Genomic DNA, 13,810 nt, shown 5'->3' with positions numbered 1-13,810 from the left:
CGCGCGGCTGGCCCGACCTGCGCCGTCACGCGCGTCGGCTACAATCGTCTCCGCCCTTCCCCGCGGCCTGACGGTCGCGTGCGGCCGGGCGCCCCTCGCCACCCGTTCGAGCCTGCTGTCCCGATGATGCCTGCCACGTTTATCGTTCGTCGCCTCGCCGCCTGCGCAACCGTCGCGGCCGTGCTGCTGCCGCATGCATCGGCGGCCGGCGCGCAACCGGCGTCCGCGCCGGCCGCCGCTTCGCTTCCCGCCGCTTCGCCGCCGCCGTCGCCCTGCCCGCACGACTGGGAACCGCAGCTCTGCGAACTGAAGGCGGCGGTCGAACTCCTGAAGAAGCAGCACCTGACCGACATCGACATCGGCGCACTGCTCGACGCCACGGTGCACGACGGCATCAAGACACTGCCGTACGCACGCTTCTTCAACGCGAAGGAGCGGCTGGAGCAGCTCGACGACGAGCGGCGCGCGCGCGACGGCACGCCGGGCATCGGGATCGTGTTCGAGACGCGCCCCGACGGACTGCACATCATCGACGTGATTCCCGACGCGCCCGCCGAGCAGGCCGGCGTGCGCCCCGACGATCTCGTGGTCGCGATGAACGACAGGAGCGTCGTCGGCATCGACAGCGCCGAGATCGTGAAACTCGCGAAAGGCGACGCGGGCGTCCCGCTCAGGCTCACGGTGCAGCGCGGCCCGCAACACACGGTGCTGAACTTCGCGCCCGTGCGGGCGATCGTCAAGCCGCATCCGGCGATCGCGAAACGGCTCGACGGCGACATCCTGTACACGCGGCTGTCGAGCTTTCCGGAGCCTGCGGTCGGCGACTACATCGACGCGGTGCAGGCCGCGCGCCGCACGGGCCCGCCGGTGAAGGGCATGATTCTGGATCTGCGCATCAATGGCGGCGGCGCGCTCAATGCGGCGATCGGCATCACCGCGCTGTTCGCCGGGCGCGACCGCACCGCGATGGTGACGGTCGAGCGCGACGACGCCCACCGCCGCCGCTACACGACCAACTGGCCCGACTACGAACTGCCGGTCATGCACGGGCAGGACCCGCTCGCGCCGCTGCAGGCCGACGACTGGTGGCGCACCGTGCCGCTCGTCGTGCTCGTCGACGGGCAGAGCGCGTCGGCCGCCGAGGCGACCGCGGCCGCGCTGAAGGACCTCGGCCGCGCGAAGCTGCTCGGCATGCCGACCTACGGGAAGGGGCTCGCGCAGACGGGCGTCGACCTGATCGACGGCACGCGCCTGAATTTCACGTTCGCGCGCAACCTGCGGCCGAACGGCTGCCCGATGGACGGCTACGGCGTCGTGCCGGACTGGCTCGTGCCGCCGCGCCGCGACTCGGACGTCGACGGCGTGCTGCTGTGGTACCGGGAAGCCGACCTCGCCCGCGCACCGTATGCGGACCGGCTGGCGCCCGACCCGTTCGCGCAGGTGCGCAAGGACCGCCAGAAGCTGCGCGACGCGCGCGTGCGCGCGAAGGTCGACACGTCGAGGAGCGCGGCCCTGCCGCAACGTGCGTTCGGCACGGCCGCCGACTGGCAGCTTCGGCAGGCGCTCGCCGCGCTCGCGGGGCGCCCGGTGCGCACCGTCGACGCGCCGGCGCGACTGATGCCCGCACAGCCCGTGTGCGAGCGTGCCGGCAGCTGACGCGCCGCCCGCTCAGCGGAACCCGAAGCGCCGGCGCAACACCACCAGCGCCACGAGGCTCAGCACGGCCGCGAACATCAAGTAGAAGCTCGGTGCGGTCTTCATCCCGGTCGCGCGGATCAGCCACGCGATGATGAACGGCCCGAAGCCGCCGAAGATCGTCACCGCGACGTTGTACGCGAGCGACATCCCGGTCGTGCGCGTCTGCACCGGGAAGACCTCGGACAGCAGGCCCGGCAGCGCCGCGAAATAGCCCGTCATCAGGAACGCGAGCAGCACCTGCAGCGCGATCAACGTACCGAAGCCCGGATGCGCGACCAGGTACGCGAACGCCGGGTAGATCAGCACGAGGATGCCGACGGCCGGCGCGATCATCACGCGCACGCGGCCGTAGGTGTCCGACCAGTGGCCCACCAGCGGCGCGAACGCCATCTGGATCACGCCGACGACGAGGATCGCCGCGAACGCGGCCGACGGCGCGAGGCCGAGCTGCTTCACGCCGTAGGTCGGCATGAACAGCACGAGATAGGTCGCGACGGTGCCGAGCACGACCGCGCCCATCGCGGCAACCAGCCGCGCCTTGTGCGACGCGAACGTGTCGCGTAACGGGTTCGCGGTGCCCTCGGCGGCCAGGAACTCGGGCGTCTCGTCGACCTTCTTGCGGATGTAGTACGCGACCGGCCCGAGCAGCAGCCCGAAGAAGAACGGCACACGCCAGCCCCACGACGCCATCTGCGCGGCCGTGAGCTGCGCGTTCAGCACGGTGCCGAAGCCGGCGGCGAGCAGCGTCGTGAAGCCCTGGCTCGCGACCTGCCAGCTCGCGAAGAAGCCGCGCCGCCCCGGCACGTGCTCGGCGAGGAACGCGGTCGCGCTGCCGAACTCGCCGCCGGCCGAGAAGCCCTGCATCAGCCGCGCGGCGACGAGGATCAGCGGCGCCGCGACGCCGATCGTGTCGTAGGTCGGCAGCACCGCGATGATCAGCGTGCCGACCATCATCAGCAGGATCGACAGCGTGAGCGCGGCCTTGCGGCCCGCGCGGTCGGCATACGCGCCGAGCACGATCGCGCCGAGCGGCCGCATGAAGAACGACACGCCGAACGTGCCGAGCGTGAGCAGCAGCGACACGGTGTCGTTGCCGGCCGGGAAGAACAGCTTCGCGATGGTCACCGCGAAGAAGCCGTAGACGACGAGATCGAACCACTCGAGCGCATTGCCGATCGACGCGGCGACCACCGCGCGCCACACGCGCGGCGACGAGGCAATGGAACGGGACTGCGTGGCGGCATGCATCGGCGATCTCCTTGTCGTTGTACGTTCTGTGTGCGGCGGCCGTCCAGCGCCATCGGCTTGCCGCCGCGCCGCGAACGGCGCTCGGGCGATTATAGGCGCGCAAAAAAAAGCCGCCGCCCCCGTAACGGGAAGGCGGCGGCTGGCGCGCGGCCGGTCGGCCCGGCCGGCGACGTTACTGCTGCTTGACGGCTTCGGCCGTGATCAGCAGCTTCGTCTTCATCTTGAAGCCGTACTGCTTGCCGTAGTCGAGGCCGAAATCGTCGCGGTTGAATTCGCCGACGGCGTCGACGCCGCACACTTCACGCTTGAGCATCGGGTGCGGCATGCACTTGAACGAGTCGATCTTCAGCGTCAGCGGCTTCGTGACGCCGTGCAGCGTCAGGTTGCCGACCACCGCCACCGGCTTGTCGCCGTCGAACTTGATCGTGCCCTTGTAGTTCGCCTGCGGGAACTTCGCGACATCGAAGAAATCGTTCGTCTGCAGATGCTCGTCGAGCTTCGCGCTGCCCGTGTGGATCGACGCGATGTCGGTCGTCACGTCGACCGTGCCCGTCTTCGCTTCGCGATCCAGCGTCACGCTGCCGCTCGACTTGTCGAACTTGCCGCGCCAGACCGACAGGCCGCCGAAGTGGTCGGCCTCGAAGCTCGGGTACGTGTGGCTCGGGTCGAACTGGTACGTCGCGCTTTCGGCAAACGCCGAGAACGACAGCGATGCAGCCAGCGCGCCCGCGGCGATCATCAGATGCTTTTTCAATTCATTCTCCTTGGAACGGCGCCGCGCCCCCGGGCGCGGCAATCGGGTGATGCGACAGCCGCCGCTTACTTCGTGGCGACGAGATGGAACTTGATCTGCACTTCATCCGCGACGACCGACGTGTCCTTCCACTCGCCGGTGCCGACGTTGAACGTCGAACGCTTGATCGGCAGCACGCCGTCGAACGTCTGCGTCGCGCCGCTCTGCGTGACCGTGACGGGCACCGTGACGGTCTCGGACTTGCCCTTGATCGTCAGCTTGCCAGTCACGTTGTACTTGTTGCCGCCGGCCGGCGCGATCGCCGACGACACGAACGTCGCCTGCGGATACGTCTTGGCGTCGAACCAGTCCTTGCCGGCGACCTGGTCGTTGTACATCTTGTCGCCGAGGTCGTAGCTCGCGACGTCGATCGTCATCTGGGCGCTGCCCTGCGCGGCTTTCGCCGGGTCGAACTTCACCTGGGCGGAAAACTTCCGGAACGCGCCTTCGGTCGGCACGTTCATCTGCTTCGACACGGCGGACACCTTGCTCTTCGCGAGATCGACGTCGGCATGCGCCGCGCCCGACGCGACGAACGACACCGCGGCGAGCGCGGCCAGCATGGAGCGGGAGAAAGACACTTTCATGGGATCCTTCATTTGGCAAAGGGAAGCATCCGCGACAGCAGGCCGTCACGGTCCAACAGCTGGTGCTTGAGCGCGGCGAGCACGTGCAGCGACACGAGCGCAAGCAGAATGTAATTCAAGGATACGTGAAGCGTCTTGAAGGTTTCCTTGAGCACCGGATCGGGGTCGATCAGCCGCGGCAGCGGCACGATGCCCAGGTAGACGACCGGAATGTTCGACGCCGAGCTGTACAGGTAGCCGGTGACCGGAATCACCAGCATCAGCACGTACAGCAGAAAATGCACGCCGTGCGAGGCCGCCCGCTGCCACGCGGGCGTGGCGCCCGGCAGCGCCGGCGGCACGTGGGTCGCGCGCCACAGCACGCGGATGACGGCCAGCGCGAACGCGGTCACGCCGATCCACTTGTGCCACGAGAAGTACTTCAGCTTCGTCGGCGTGAAGCCGGGGATGTCGGTCATCACCCAGCCCAGCGCGAAGCCGCAGATGATCAGCAGCGCGATCAGCCAGTGCAGCGCGATCGCGGTCTGCGTATAGCGCACCGGCCTGGCCGGCAGCGAATTCGATGCCATCTTGGATTCCTCAGTTCAGCGAACGGCCGCGCCGGCGATTCGTCCGACGCTTGTCAAGGGCGCCATGCTACCGCAACCTTTTGACACGCGCGGACTCTGAAAACAGGCGTGTCAGCCGGCTGACGGTTTCCTGTCATGTTACCGACCGGTCACCGGACACGCGATCGTTGACGCACCGAAAAAGGCCTTTTGGTAAGATTGGCGCGGGTTCCGGCCCCGTCGACGCATCTCCCCGACCGTCGCACAACCGCCCTTTCCATGCAACGAAACGACCTGATTGCCTGTCACGAGTGCGACGCACTGTTGCACAAACCGCGCCTCAGCGGACGTGAATCCGCGCGCTGCCCGCGCTGCGACGCGCTGCTCTACCGCAACAGCGCCGCGCAGATCGAGCGGATCTGCGCGCTCGCGCTCGCGGCGCTGATCACGTTCACGATCGCGCAGGCGTTCCCGATCCTCGAAATGGACGTGAACGGCAATCGCGTGCAGACGACGCTGATCGGCGCGATCGATTCGCTGTGGCACCAGGACATGGCGATCGTCGGCGTGATGGTGTTCTGCTCGACCGTGCTGTTCCCGCTCGTCGAAATGGCCGCGCTGCTGTACCTGCTGCTGCCGATCCGCCGCGGCGTCGTGCCGCCCGGCTTCAATCTGGTGCTGCGCGCGATCGAACTCGTGCGGCCCTGGGGGATGATCGAGGTGTTCATGCTCGGCATTCTCGTGACGATCGTCAAGATGGTCAGCCTCGCGCGCGTCGTGCCGGACGCCGCGCTGTTCGCGTTCGCCGCGCTGACGCTGATGATCGCGGTCGTGCTGATGTTCGATCCGCGCACGCTGTGGGACATCGCCGACGACCTGCGCGCCGGGCGCACGGGCGCGCAGCCCGACGCCGACGCCGCGCTGCCGGACGCCACCCGCCGATGACGATCCCGACCGCCGCCCGCGAGGGCTACGCCAGCTGCCACGTGTGCGGGCTCGTGCAGACGCTCGAGCGCCCGCACGCGCACTGCGCGCGCTGCGGCAGCGCGCTCCATTTCCGCACGCCGAACAGCATCATGCGCACGTGGGCGCTGCTGATCGCGGCCGTGATCCTCTACATTCCCGCGAACCTGCTGCCGATCATGCGCACCGCGTCGATCGTCGGCTCGCAGGAAGACACCATCATGAGCGGCGTCATCTACTTCTGGGTGTCCGGCGACTGGCCGCTCGCCGTGGTGGTGTTCGTCGCGAGCATCCTCGTGCCGATGCTCAAGCTCGGCGTGCTGCTGATCCTCGTGATCAGCACGCAGCGCAGCGCCACCTGGCGGCCGTTGCAGCGCACGCGCCTGTTCCGGATCGTCGAGCGCATCGGCCGCTGGTCGATGCTCGACATCTTCGTCGTGACACTGACCGTCGCGCTCGTCCATTTCCGTTCGCTCGCCGTCATCACGGCCGGCCCCGGCGCGCTTGCGTTCGGTTCCGTCGTGATCCTGACGATGCTCGCGTCGATGCAGTTCGATCCCCGCCTGATCTGGGATCCAGTCGAAACCTCAGGGAATCACCATGAATAGTCCACAAGGCCCGCAGCACGACGCGCCCCGGCCGCCCGATCCGACGATCTCGACGAAAAGCGGCTGGCTGCCGTCGCTCGTCTGGCTCGTGCCGCTGATCGCGGCGCTGATCGGCATCGGCCTCGTGATCAAGTCCGTGCGCGAGCGCGGCCCGGAAATCACGATCAGCTTCCACAGCGCCGAGGGGCTCGAGCCCGGCAAGACCCAGGTCAAGTACAAGGACGTCGAGATCGGCATGGTCAAGACGATCACGCTGTCGAAGGACCTGTCACGCGTGCTGGTCCAGGTGCAGCTCAAGAAGGAAGCGGAGGACTTCGCGGTCAAGGGCTCGCGCTTCTGGATCGTGCGGCCGCGCGTCGGCGCGACCGGCGTGTCGGGGCTCGGCACGCTGCTGTCCGGCGCGTACATCGGCGTCGACGCCGGGCGCGGGCAGGACACGCTGACCGACTTCACGGGCCTCGAGACGCCGCCCGCCGTCACGGGCGACCAGAAAGGCACGCAGTACGTGCTGCGCGGCGATTCGCTCGGCTCGATCGACATCGGCTCGCCCATCTACTACCGCCGCGTGCAGGTCGGCCAGGTGGTCGGCTTCTCGCTCGACAAGGACGGCACGGGCGTCACGTTCAACGTGTTCGTCAATGCGCCGTACGACCAGTACGTCGGTGTGAACTCGCGCTGGTGGCAGGCGAGCGGCGTCGACCTGCGGCTCGATTCGAGCGGCCTGAAGCTGAACACGCAGTCGCTCGCGACGGTGATCATCGGCGGCATCGCATTCCAGACGCCGCCGAGCCAGGACAGCGGCGCGACCGCGCCGAACAACACGACGTTCCGCCTCGCGTCCGACGAGAGCGACGCGATGCGCGATCCGGACGGCCAGCCGCTGCAGGTCGTGATGAACTTCAACCAGTCGCTGCGCGGGCTCGCCGTCGGCGCGACGGTCGACTTCCGCGGCATCGTGCTCGGCGAAGTGACGAACATCGGCATCGACTACGATCCGAAGGCGAAGAATTTCACGATGCCGGTCACGATGAACGTGTATCCGGAGCGCCTCGGCCGCCGCTTCCGCGAGACGATCGGCAGCAAGGGCGAACCGGCCCGCCGCGAGATCGTCGAGCGGCTCGTCCAGCACGGGCTGCGCGGCCAGTTGCGCACCGGCAACCTGCTGACGAGCCAGCTGTACGTCGCGCTCGACTTCTTCCCGAAGGCGCCGGGCGTGAAGATCGACACGACGCGCCAGCCGCTCGAGCTGCCGACCGTGCCGAACTCGCTCGACGAGCTGCAGCTGCAGGTCGCCGACATCGCGAAGAAGCTCGACAAGGTGCCGTTCGACCAGATCGGCGCGAACCTGAACAGCGCGCTGTCCAACGCCGACAAGCTGTTCAAGCAGCTCGACACGCAGGTCGCGCCGGAAGCGCGCGACACGCTGACGGCCGCGAAGCAGACCTTCTCGACCGCCGAGGCGACGCTGCAGCAGGATTCGCCGCTGCAATCCGACGTGCGCGGCGCGCTGAAGGAGCTTACGCGCACGCTGCAGTCGCTGAACGCGCTCGCCGACTATCTGGAGCGCCACCCCGAATCGCTGCTCAAGGGCAAGCCAGGAGATCAACCATGACGACGACACGCGTGAACGGTTTCGCGCGCGCCGCGGCGGCAGCCTTCGCCGCACTCGCGCTCGCCGCGTGCAGCTCGCCGCCCGCGCGGTTCTACACGCTCAGCCCGGCCGACGCCGCCGCGCCGCTGCGCACCGCGCCGGCCAACCCGGCCTTCCTGATCGAAGTACCGTCGGTCGGCGTGCCCGAGCAGGTCGCGAAGAACCAGCTGGTCGTGCAGAAGAACGCCGCGCAGGTCGACGTGCTCGAGCAGGAACGCTGGGCGTCGCCGCCCGCCGACGAGATCCGCCGCGCGCTGTCGGACGATCTCGCCGCGCAGCTCGGCACGATCGACGTCGTGAATTCCGCGTATCCGCCCGGCGTGCCCGTGTACCGGATCAGCGTGAACGTGCAGCGCTTCGAGTCGTGGCCCGGCAAACGCGCGGCGGTCGACGCCGTCTGGAGCGTGCGCTCGCTCGCCACGCAGGCCGTGATGACCTGCCGCACCAGCGTCGCGGAATCGGTGGCCGACGGCTACGACGCGCTCGTCGCCGGCCACCGGCGCGCGCTCGACGTGATTGCCGCGCAAGCCGCGGCCGGCGTGCGCGCGATGGCCGCGCGCCGCGGCACGCCGGTCGCCGCGGGGCCCGCGCCCGGCGGCAAGACGGCCGCCGTGCCGGTCGTGCCGTGCCCGGCCAATCCGGCGCCGGGCGGCAACGCCGGCGCCTAGCCCGGGCGCGCGGCGCGCAGGCGGCCGCCCGGCACGGCGTTCGTTAGCACGCCGCCGCCGCCCCGCGCTGTTCGCCGGCGCTCGCCGGCAGCGGTCGGCACAAGCCGGCCGCGACGCGCGTCGCGGCGCGGTCATCGGCCGATCGGCGACTTTGCATTGTTTGGCAAAGTCGGCCGGAACCGGCGACATGCCACGCGGTCGGCTTGCGTTTTCCGTCGCGATTGACGATCCTACGCACTTTCAGGCCCGCGCCGTTCGTCGTGCGCGCCAGCCAGCGGCGCCGGGGCGCGTTCGGCCCGACCGCCGTGCCTCCCGGCGCCTGCACGCGATCGGCGTGCAACGCAGCGGGGCAGCCGCATCGCGGGTCGCCGCGCATTGTCCGGCCACCGCCCCGTCTCACCCGTTCTCCCCGGCGCCGCGCCGTTTCCCCGGCCGGCATCCCGAACCCGCCCGTCCAGGGCTTTCGCTATTCCGCTTATGTTTCGTTCCCTGACGACCCTGATCAAGAAGTGGCGCGCGTCGCGCAATGCCGGTCACCAGCTCGATGCGTTGCTCGCGCATGCCGACGCCGATGCGTCGTATGCCGAACGCAGCGAGTGGCTGATCGAGCTCGCGCACTGGCTGCGCCGCACCGGCGCGATGGCCGCGCAGGACGCGTCGGCCGATCGCGACGCCGACGTGCGCGCATACCCGGCCCACGCACGGCTGCGCTACCTGTTCCATGTGCTCGACCGCAACCCCGCGTGGAAGGCGCACGCCGCGCGCATCCTGCGCGGCATCCTGCGCGAGTGCGACGGCATCTCGCTGCTGTGCGACGCCGGCATGCCGGTGCACTCGGGCTTCTTCGGCGCGCTGTTCGAGCGGATCGACTCGTCGCTGATCCCGCCCGCGCCGAACCGCCGGGAGCTGTCGGCGCTGTTCACGCTGATGTTCCCGACGCCTGACGACGCCCAATGGATCGACGCGCTGCCCGACGACCTGCTCGCGCGCCTCGCCGACCTGATCTCGTTCGACGTCACCGAGGAGGAGCGCCACGAGCCGGGCTCGTTCTCGCGCGACCTGCTGGCCGCGCTGCACAACCTGACCTGCCAGATCAGCTCGACCGGCCTGTCGCAGACGGTGCGCAGCCGCCTGTCCGACGACGATGCGCGCAAGCCGCTCGAAACGCAGCCCTTCTACCGCCTCACGCGCGCGATGCTCGCGGTCGAGACCGCGCACGCGGCGGTCGAGGACGGCGGCGACCCGAGCAAGCTGCTGCACGAGGTGAACTACCTGCGCGTGCTGCTCGACGAATGCCGGATCGCCGTCGACGACGTGTTCGCGCACCTGTATCGCAACGGCGTGTCGGTCGACATCGTGTTCCAGGTCGAGCGGATGCGGATGCGCATCCTGCGCGCCGAAACGCTGCTGAACGCGTGGATGGCCCGCGACGACCTGCACGGGATGGCGCGCCTGACGGCGGAACTCGTCGACGCGAACCAGAACAGCCAGAGCGTGACGCACCTCGTGCGCAGCAACTTCTCGCTGTTCGCGCGCAAGCTCGTCGAAACCAACGCGGACACCGGCGAGCACTACATCTCGCGCGGCCGCGCCGAATACCTGAAGATGCTGCGGATGGCCGCGGGCGGCGGGCTGGTCACCGTCGTGACCGTGTGCGTGAAGTTCGCGATCACGGGCGCCCACCTGCAGTCGATGCTAGAAGGCCTGCTCGCCGGCATCAACTACGCGGCCAGCTTCATGCTGATGCACTTCCTGCACTTCACGCTCGCGACCAAGCAGCCCGCGATGACCGCGCCGACGCTCGCGCGCGAACTCGACGGCACCGGCCACGAGGAAGGCGTGAAGGCGTTCGTCGCGTCGGTGATCGCGCTGATCCGCACGCAGGCCGCCGCGATTTCCGGCAACGTGCTCGTCGTGCTGCCGGTGTGCCTGCTGGTGCAGTTGTTCGCGGGCAACGTGCTGCACGCGAACCTGATCTCGCCGCAGAAGGCGCACGCGACGCTGCACTCGTTCTCGCTGCTCGGGCCGACGCCGCTCTACGCGGCGCTGACGGGCGTGCTGCTGTGGGCATCGAGCCTGCTCGCGGGCTGGGCCGACAACTGGTTCGTGCTGCACCGGGTCGGCGACGCGCTCACGTACAACCGCCGGCTGCGTCTCACGCTCGGCGTCGCCGGCGCCGCGAAGCTCGCGCATTTCTGCCGGTCGAACGTCGCGGGCGTGGTCGCGAACGTCGGCCTCGGCCTGATGCTCGGCCTCATCCCGGCGATCGTCACCGTGTTCCTGTTCCCGTTCGAGGTGCGGCACGTGACGCTGTCGGCCGGCTCGATCGGGATCGCGCTCGGCGTGCTGGGCAAGGGCGCGCTCGGCACGCCCGAGCTGTGGTGGGCCGCCGCCGGCGTGCTCAGCATGGCGATCCTCAACGTGCTCGTGAGCTTCGCGCTCGCGTTCACGATGGCCGTGCGCTCGCGCAGCCTGCGCCCGACCCGGGTGCGCGCGCTCGTCGCCGCGATCGTCCGCACGGTGCTGTCGAATCCGCTGGCCCTGCTCTGGCCGGCCGGCGGCCAGGCCGCGCGCGCCGGCCAGTCGGGCTCGCACTGAGCCCGCGGCGGCGCGGCGGCGCCCGGCCGGGCATCGCCGCGCCCGCCTCCCGGCGCATGCAAACGGCCGTTCGACCGGCGTCCGCACGCCGAAACGCCGGCCCCGGTCGCCCGCGCCGCGTACAATAGTGGACTTTTGCACGTCCTCACCCGCCTTATGTCCTCGCCCACCCTGTTCGAATTCTTCGCCCCCTGCCCGCGCGGCCTCGAAGCGGCGCTTGCCGCCGAGCTGGCCGAAATCGCCGGCCGCCATCTGAACGGCGCGCCGTTCACCGCGGGCGCGCAGGTGCCGGGCGGCGTCCATTTCAGCGGCGGCTGGGCCGCCGGCATGGCCGCGAACCTCCATTCGCGGATCGCGAGCCGGATCCTGCTGAAGATCGCGCACCGCGCCTACCGCAACGAGCAGGACGTCTACGCGCTCGCGCTCGAGCAGCCGTGGGAGCGCTGGTTCGCGGCAACGCAGACGCTGCGCGTCGACATCACCGCGATCAAGTCGCCGCTGAAGAGCCTCGAATTCGCGACGCTGCGCGTGAAGGACGCGATCTGCGACCGGATGCGCGACAAGACCGGCGCGCGCCCGAGCATCGACACGGGTGCGCCTGACGTGCGCGTGTTCGCGTTCCTGACGGCCAACGAGTGCACGCTCTACCTCGACACGTCGGGCGAGCCGCTGTTCAAGCGCGGCTGGCGGCTCGACAAGGGCGCGGCGCCGCTGCGCGAGAACCTCGCGGCCGGCATCCTGCGCCTGACGGGCTGGACGCCCGGCACCGCGCTGTACGACCCGATGTGCGGCAGCGGCACGTTCCTCGCGGAAGCCGCGCAGATCGCGCTCGGCGTGGCGCCCGGCGTCGAGCGCCGGTTCGGCTTCGAGAAACTCAAGCAGTACGACATCACCGCATGGCAGGGGCTGAAGGTCCCGGCGCTGGATGCGAAGCGCGCGGCGCGCGGCAGGCGCAACGATACGCTCGGCGTGTACGGCAGCGACATCTCCGGCGACATGCTCGAGAAGGCGCGCGCGAACCTCGAGCGCGCGGGCGTGCCGTCGGTGTGGCTCAAGCAGGTCGATGCGCGCGGGATGACGCCGCCGTGCGACGGGCCGGGCATCCTCCTCGCGAACCCGCCGTACGGCGAGCGGATCGAGGTGCGCGGCCGCAGCGCGCGCGGCGAAGTGCGCGAAACCGGCCGCAACCGCGGCAACGACGACGCGTTCCGCCGCACGCACACCGACGCGCCGGACAGCGAATTCTTCAACGCGCTCGGCGATGCGCTGAAGCAGCGCTTCACTGGCTGGCAAGCGTTCCTGCTCACGTCCGACCGGTCGCTGCCCGGCCAGTTGCGACTGCGCGAATCGGCGAAGACGCCGCTGTTCAACGGCGCGCTCGAATGCCGGCTGTTCCGCTTCGACCTGATCGCCGGCAGCGTGAAGGCGCGCCCGGCCGCGCCGGAAGGCGACGCCTGAGCCGCAGCGCCCGGGCTCCGAACGGGCGGCCTGCACGGCCGCCGCTGCACCACTCGTAACGCCGCCGAAGCCGCACCCGCGGTTTCCGCGGCGTTCCCTTTTCAGCGCCTCGACGTCTTCCCGCACTGCGTCGTGAACGGCAGCGCGCGCCCCGTTTCGGGCAGCGCCTTCCGGGGCGACGACACGACCGGCCACCCGCCCCGAATCCCGCGCCTCATCTCCGGGCCGGCCATCCGCCCATCGTGCGTGACGGCCGGCTTCACGGCGCCCTCGCGCGGCCCGACGCGACCGCTCGCGCACGACGCTCGGCTTCCCCCTGACGGCATACGCCGCGCGACGACCCGCCTGCGCGGCGGATCGTTCTGCGCCCCTTCTTCGACGAGGTCGACCCGCGACGGATCGTCGTCGAACCGTTGCCTGGCAGGGGTGACAACTCTACTGACAATACGGTGTCAGCAGCCCGCGGTCACACTTCAATCCCGGCGCAATGCAGCGCCGGCATCCCTACCGAACCCGAACGACAAGGAGCTCGTCATGACGTCCGCAACTGCCACCGCCACCCTGGAGCGCGCGATCGCGTGGTTCGACATTCCGTCCCTCGACTTCGACCGGGCGATCCGCTTCTACGAGACCGTGCTGCAAACGACGCTGCAGCGCACGGTGATCGGCGGCGTGCCGATGGCCACGTTCGAGCGCGAGGCGTCGAGCACGGGCGGCAGCATCGTGTTCGATCCGCAGCAGATGAAGCCGAGCGCGAACGGCGTGCTCGTCTACCTGAACGCCGGCGATTCGGTCGTTGCCGCGCTCGAACGCGCGAAGCGCGCGGGCGGCGCGGTGCAGGGCTCGGTCGTCGAGCTGCCGAACAACTACGGCTACATCGGCTACCTGATCGATACCGAAGGCAACCGCGTCGGCCTGCACGCGCCGAAATGCCACTGAGCGCACCGGCCGTCGGGCCGGCGCGGCGCTATCATCGCGAAGTCCCCACCG

12 protein-coding genes are annotated in these 13,810 nt (G+C 69.7%); 8 read left to right on the top strand and 4 right to left on the bottom strand.

The genetic code is table 11. The features are described from left to right. The first annotated feature begins 123 nt into the window (after window positions 1-123). Window positions 124-1,656 carry a S41 family peptidase gene (locus GQ56_RS0129905; protein WP_031402159.1) on the top strand — a complete coding sequence of 511 codons (1,533 nt, stop codon included), beginning with the start codon at window positions 124-126 and terminating at the stop codon, window positions 1,654-1,656. Window positions 1,657-1,668: 12 nt separating this feature from the next. Here the strand turns inward: GQ56_RS0129905 and GQ56_RS0129900 are convergent, their stop codons facing one another. The 4 genes from GQ56_RS0129900 to GQ56_RS0129885 form a co-directional block, all read right to left on the bottom strand. Continuing rightward, entirely contained in the window at window positions 1,669-2,946 is a 1,278-nt protein-coding gene (locus tag GQ56_RS0129900; protein WP_031402158.1) for an MFS transporter, read from the bottom strand. Window positions 2,947-3,118: 172 nt separating this feature from the next. Next, entirely contained in the window at window positions 3,119-3,700 is a 582-nt protein-coding gene (locus tag GQ56_RS0129895; RefSeq protein ID WP_031402157.1) for a YceI family protein, read from the bottom strand. A gap of 65 nt (window positions 3,701-3,765) precedes the next feature. Continuing rightward, the gene (locus GQ56_RS0129890) at window positions 3,766-4,326 is read right to left on the bottom strand and encodes a YceI family protein (RefSeq protein WP_031402156.1); all 561 of its coding nucleotides are present in this window, start codon (window positions 4,324-4,326) and stop codon (window positions 3,766-3,768) included. A gap of 8 nt (window positions 4,327-4,334) precedes the next feature. After that, entirely contained in the window at window positions 4,335-4,895 is a 561-nt protein-coding gene (locus GQ56_RS0129885) for a cytochrome b (protein ID WP_031402155.1), read from the bottom strand. Between the two features lie 258 nt (window positions 4,896-5,153). On the opposite strand from GQ56_RS0129885, the gene GQ56_RS0129880 reads away from it, so the two are divergent. From GQ56_RS0129880 to GQ56_RS0129840, 7 genes are all read left to right on the top strand, one after another. Beyond that, window positions 5,154-5,819 (top strand): paraquat-inducible protein A, encoded by a 666-nt coding sequence (locus GQ56_RS0129880; protein ID WP_031402154.1) that lies wholly within the window; start codon window positions 5,154-5,156, stop codon window positions 5,817-5,819. Next, the gene (locus GQ56_RS0129875) at window positions 5,816-6,445 is read left to right on the top strand and encodes a paraquat-inducible protein A (protein ID WP_031402153.1); all 630 of its coding nucleotides are present in this window, start codon (window positions 5,816-5,818) and stop codon (window positions 6,443-6,445) included. The genes GQ56_RS0129880 and GQ56_RS0129875 overlap by 4 nt, the downstream gene beginning before the upstream one ends. Further along, window positions 6,438-8,057 carry a PqiB family protein gene (locus tag GQ56_RS0129870; RefSeq protein ID WP_031402152.1) on the top strand — a complete coding sequence of 540 codons (1,620 nt, stop codon included), beginning with the start codon at window positions 6,438-6,440 and terminating at the stop codon, window positions 8,055-8,057. The genes GQ56_RS0129875 and GQ56_RS0129870 overlap by 8 nt, the downstream gene beginning before the upstream one ends. Further along, window positions 8,054-8,764, top strand: a complete 711-nt coding sequence (locus GQ56_RS0129865; protein ID WP_031402151.1) for a PqiC family protein — start codon at window positions 8,054-8,056, stop codon at window positions 8,762-8,764. Before GQ56_RS0129870 ends, GQ56_RS0129865 begins: the two co-directional genes overlap by 4 nt. Window positions 8,765-9,241: 477 nt before the next feature. Further along, on the top strand, window positions 9,242-11,362 hold the full coding sequence (locus GQ56_RS0129850) for a site-specific recombinase (protein WP_031402150.1): 2,121 nt from the start codon (window positions 9,242-9,244) through the stop codon (window positions 11,360-11,362). 156 nt (window positions 11,363-11,518) lie between these two features. Further along, window positions 11,519-12,820: a THUMP domain-containing class I SAM-dependent RNA methyltransferase gene (locus GQ56_RS0129845; RefSeq protein WP_031402149.1), complete on the top strand. Its 1,302-nt coding sequence runs from the start codon at window positions 11,519-11,521 to the stop codon at window positions 12,818-12,820. A gap of 534 nt (window positions 12,821-13,354) precedes the next feature. Beyond that, the gene (locus GQ56_RS0129840; RefSeq protein WP_031402148.1) at window positions 13,355-13,759 is read left to right on the top strand and encodes a VOC family protein; all 405 of its coding nucleotides are present in this window, start codon (window positions 13,355-13,357) and stop codon (window positions 13,757-13,759) included. The last annotated feature ends 51 nt before the right edge of the window (window positions 13,760-13,810 follow it).

Source organism: Burkholderia paludis, from assembly GCF_000732615.1.
GTDB lineage: Bacteria > Pseudomonadota > Gammaproteobacteria > Burkholderiales > Burkholderiaceae > Burkholderia > Burkholderia paludis.
This window is presented reverse-complemented; position numbering and strand designations above follow the sequence as displayed.

What these genes read in the sequence shown, in the direction of transcription:
- GQ56_RS0129905 (WP_031402159.1), top strand. Translation starts at nt 124, where the DNA reads ATGATGCCTGCCACGTTTATCGTTCGTCGCCTCGCCGCCTGCGCAACC.
- GQ56_RS0129900 (WP_031402158.1), bottom strand. Translation starts at nt 2,946, where the DNA reads ATGCATGCCGCCACGCAGTCCCGTTCCATTGCCTCGTCGCCGCGCGTG.
- GQ56_RS0129890 (WP_031402156.1), bottom strand. Translation starts at nt 4,326, where the DNA reads ATGAAAGTGTCTTTCTCCCGCTCCATGCTGGCCGCGCTCGCCGCGGTG.
- GQ56_RS0129885 (WP_031402155.1), bottom strand. Translation starts at nt 4,895, where the DNA reads ATGGCATCGAATTCGCTGCCGGCCAGGCCGGTGCGCTATACGCAGACC.
- GQ56_RS0129880 (WP_031402154.1), top strand. Translation starts at nt 5,154, where the DNA reads ATGCAACGAAACGACCTGATTGCCTGTCACGAGTGCGACGCACTGTTG.
- GQ56_RS0129875 (WP_031402153.1), top strand. Translation starts at nt 5,816, where the DNA reads ATGACGATCCCGACCGCCGCCCGCGAGGGCTACGCCAGCTGCCACGTG.
- GQ56_RS0129870 (WP_031402152.1), top strand. Translation starts at nt 6,438, where the DNA reads ATGAATAGTCCACAAGGCCCGCAGCACGACGCGCCCCGGCCGCCCGAT.
- GQ56_RS0129865 (WP_031402151.1), top strand. Translation starts at nt 8,054, where the DNA reads ATGACGACGACACGCGTGAACGGTTTCGCGCGCGCCGCGGCGGCAGCC.
- GQ56_RS0129850 (WP_031402150.1), top strand. Translation starts at nt 9,242, where the DNA reads ATGTTTCGTTCCCTGACGACCCTGATCAAGAAGTGGCGCGCGTCGCGC.
- GQ56_RS0129845 (WP_031402149.1), top strand. Translation starts at nt 11,519, where the DNA reads ATGTCCTCGCCCACCCTGTTCGAATTCTTCGCCCCCTGCCCGCGCGGC.
- GQ56_RS0129840 (WP_031402148.1), top strand. Translation starts at nt 13,355, where the DNA reads ATGACGTCCGCAACTGCCACCGCCACCCTGGAGCGCGCGATCGCGTGG.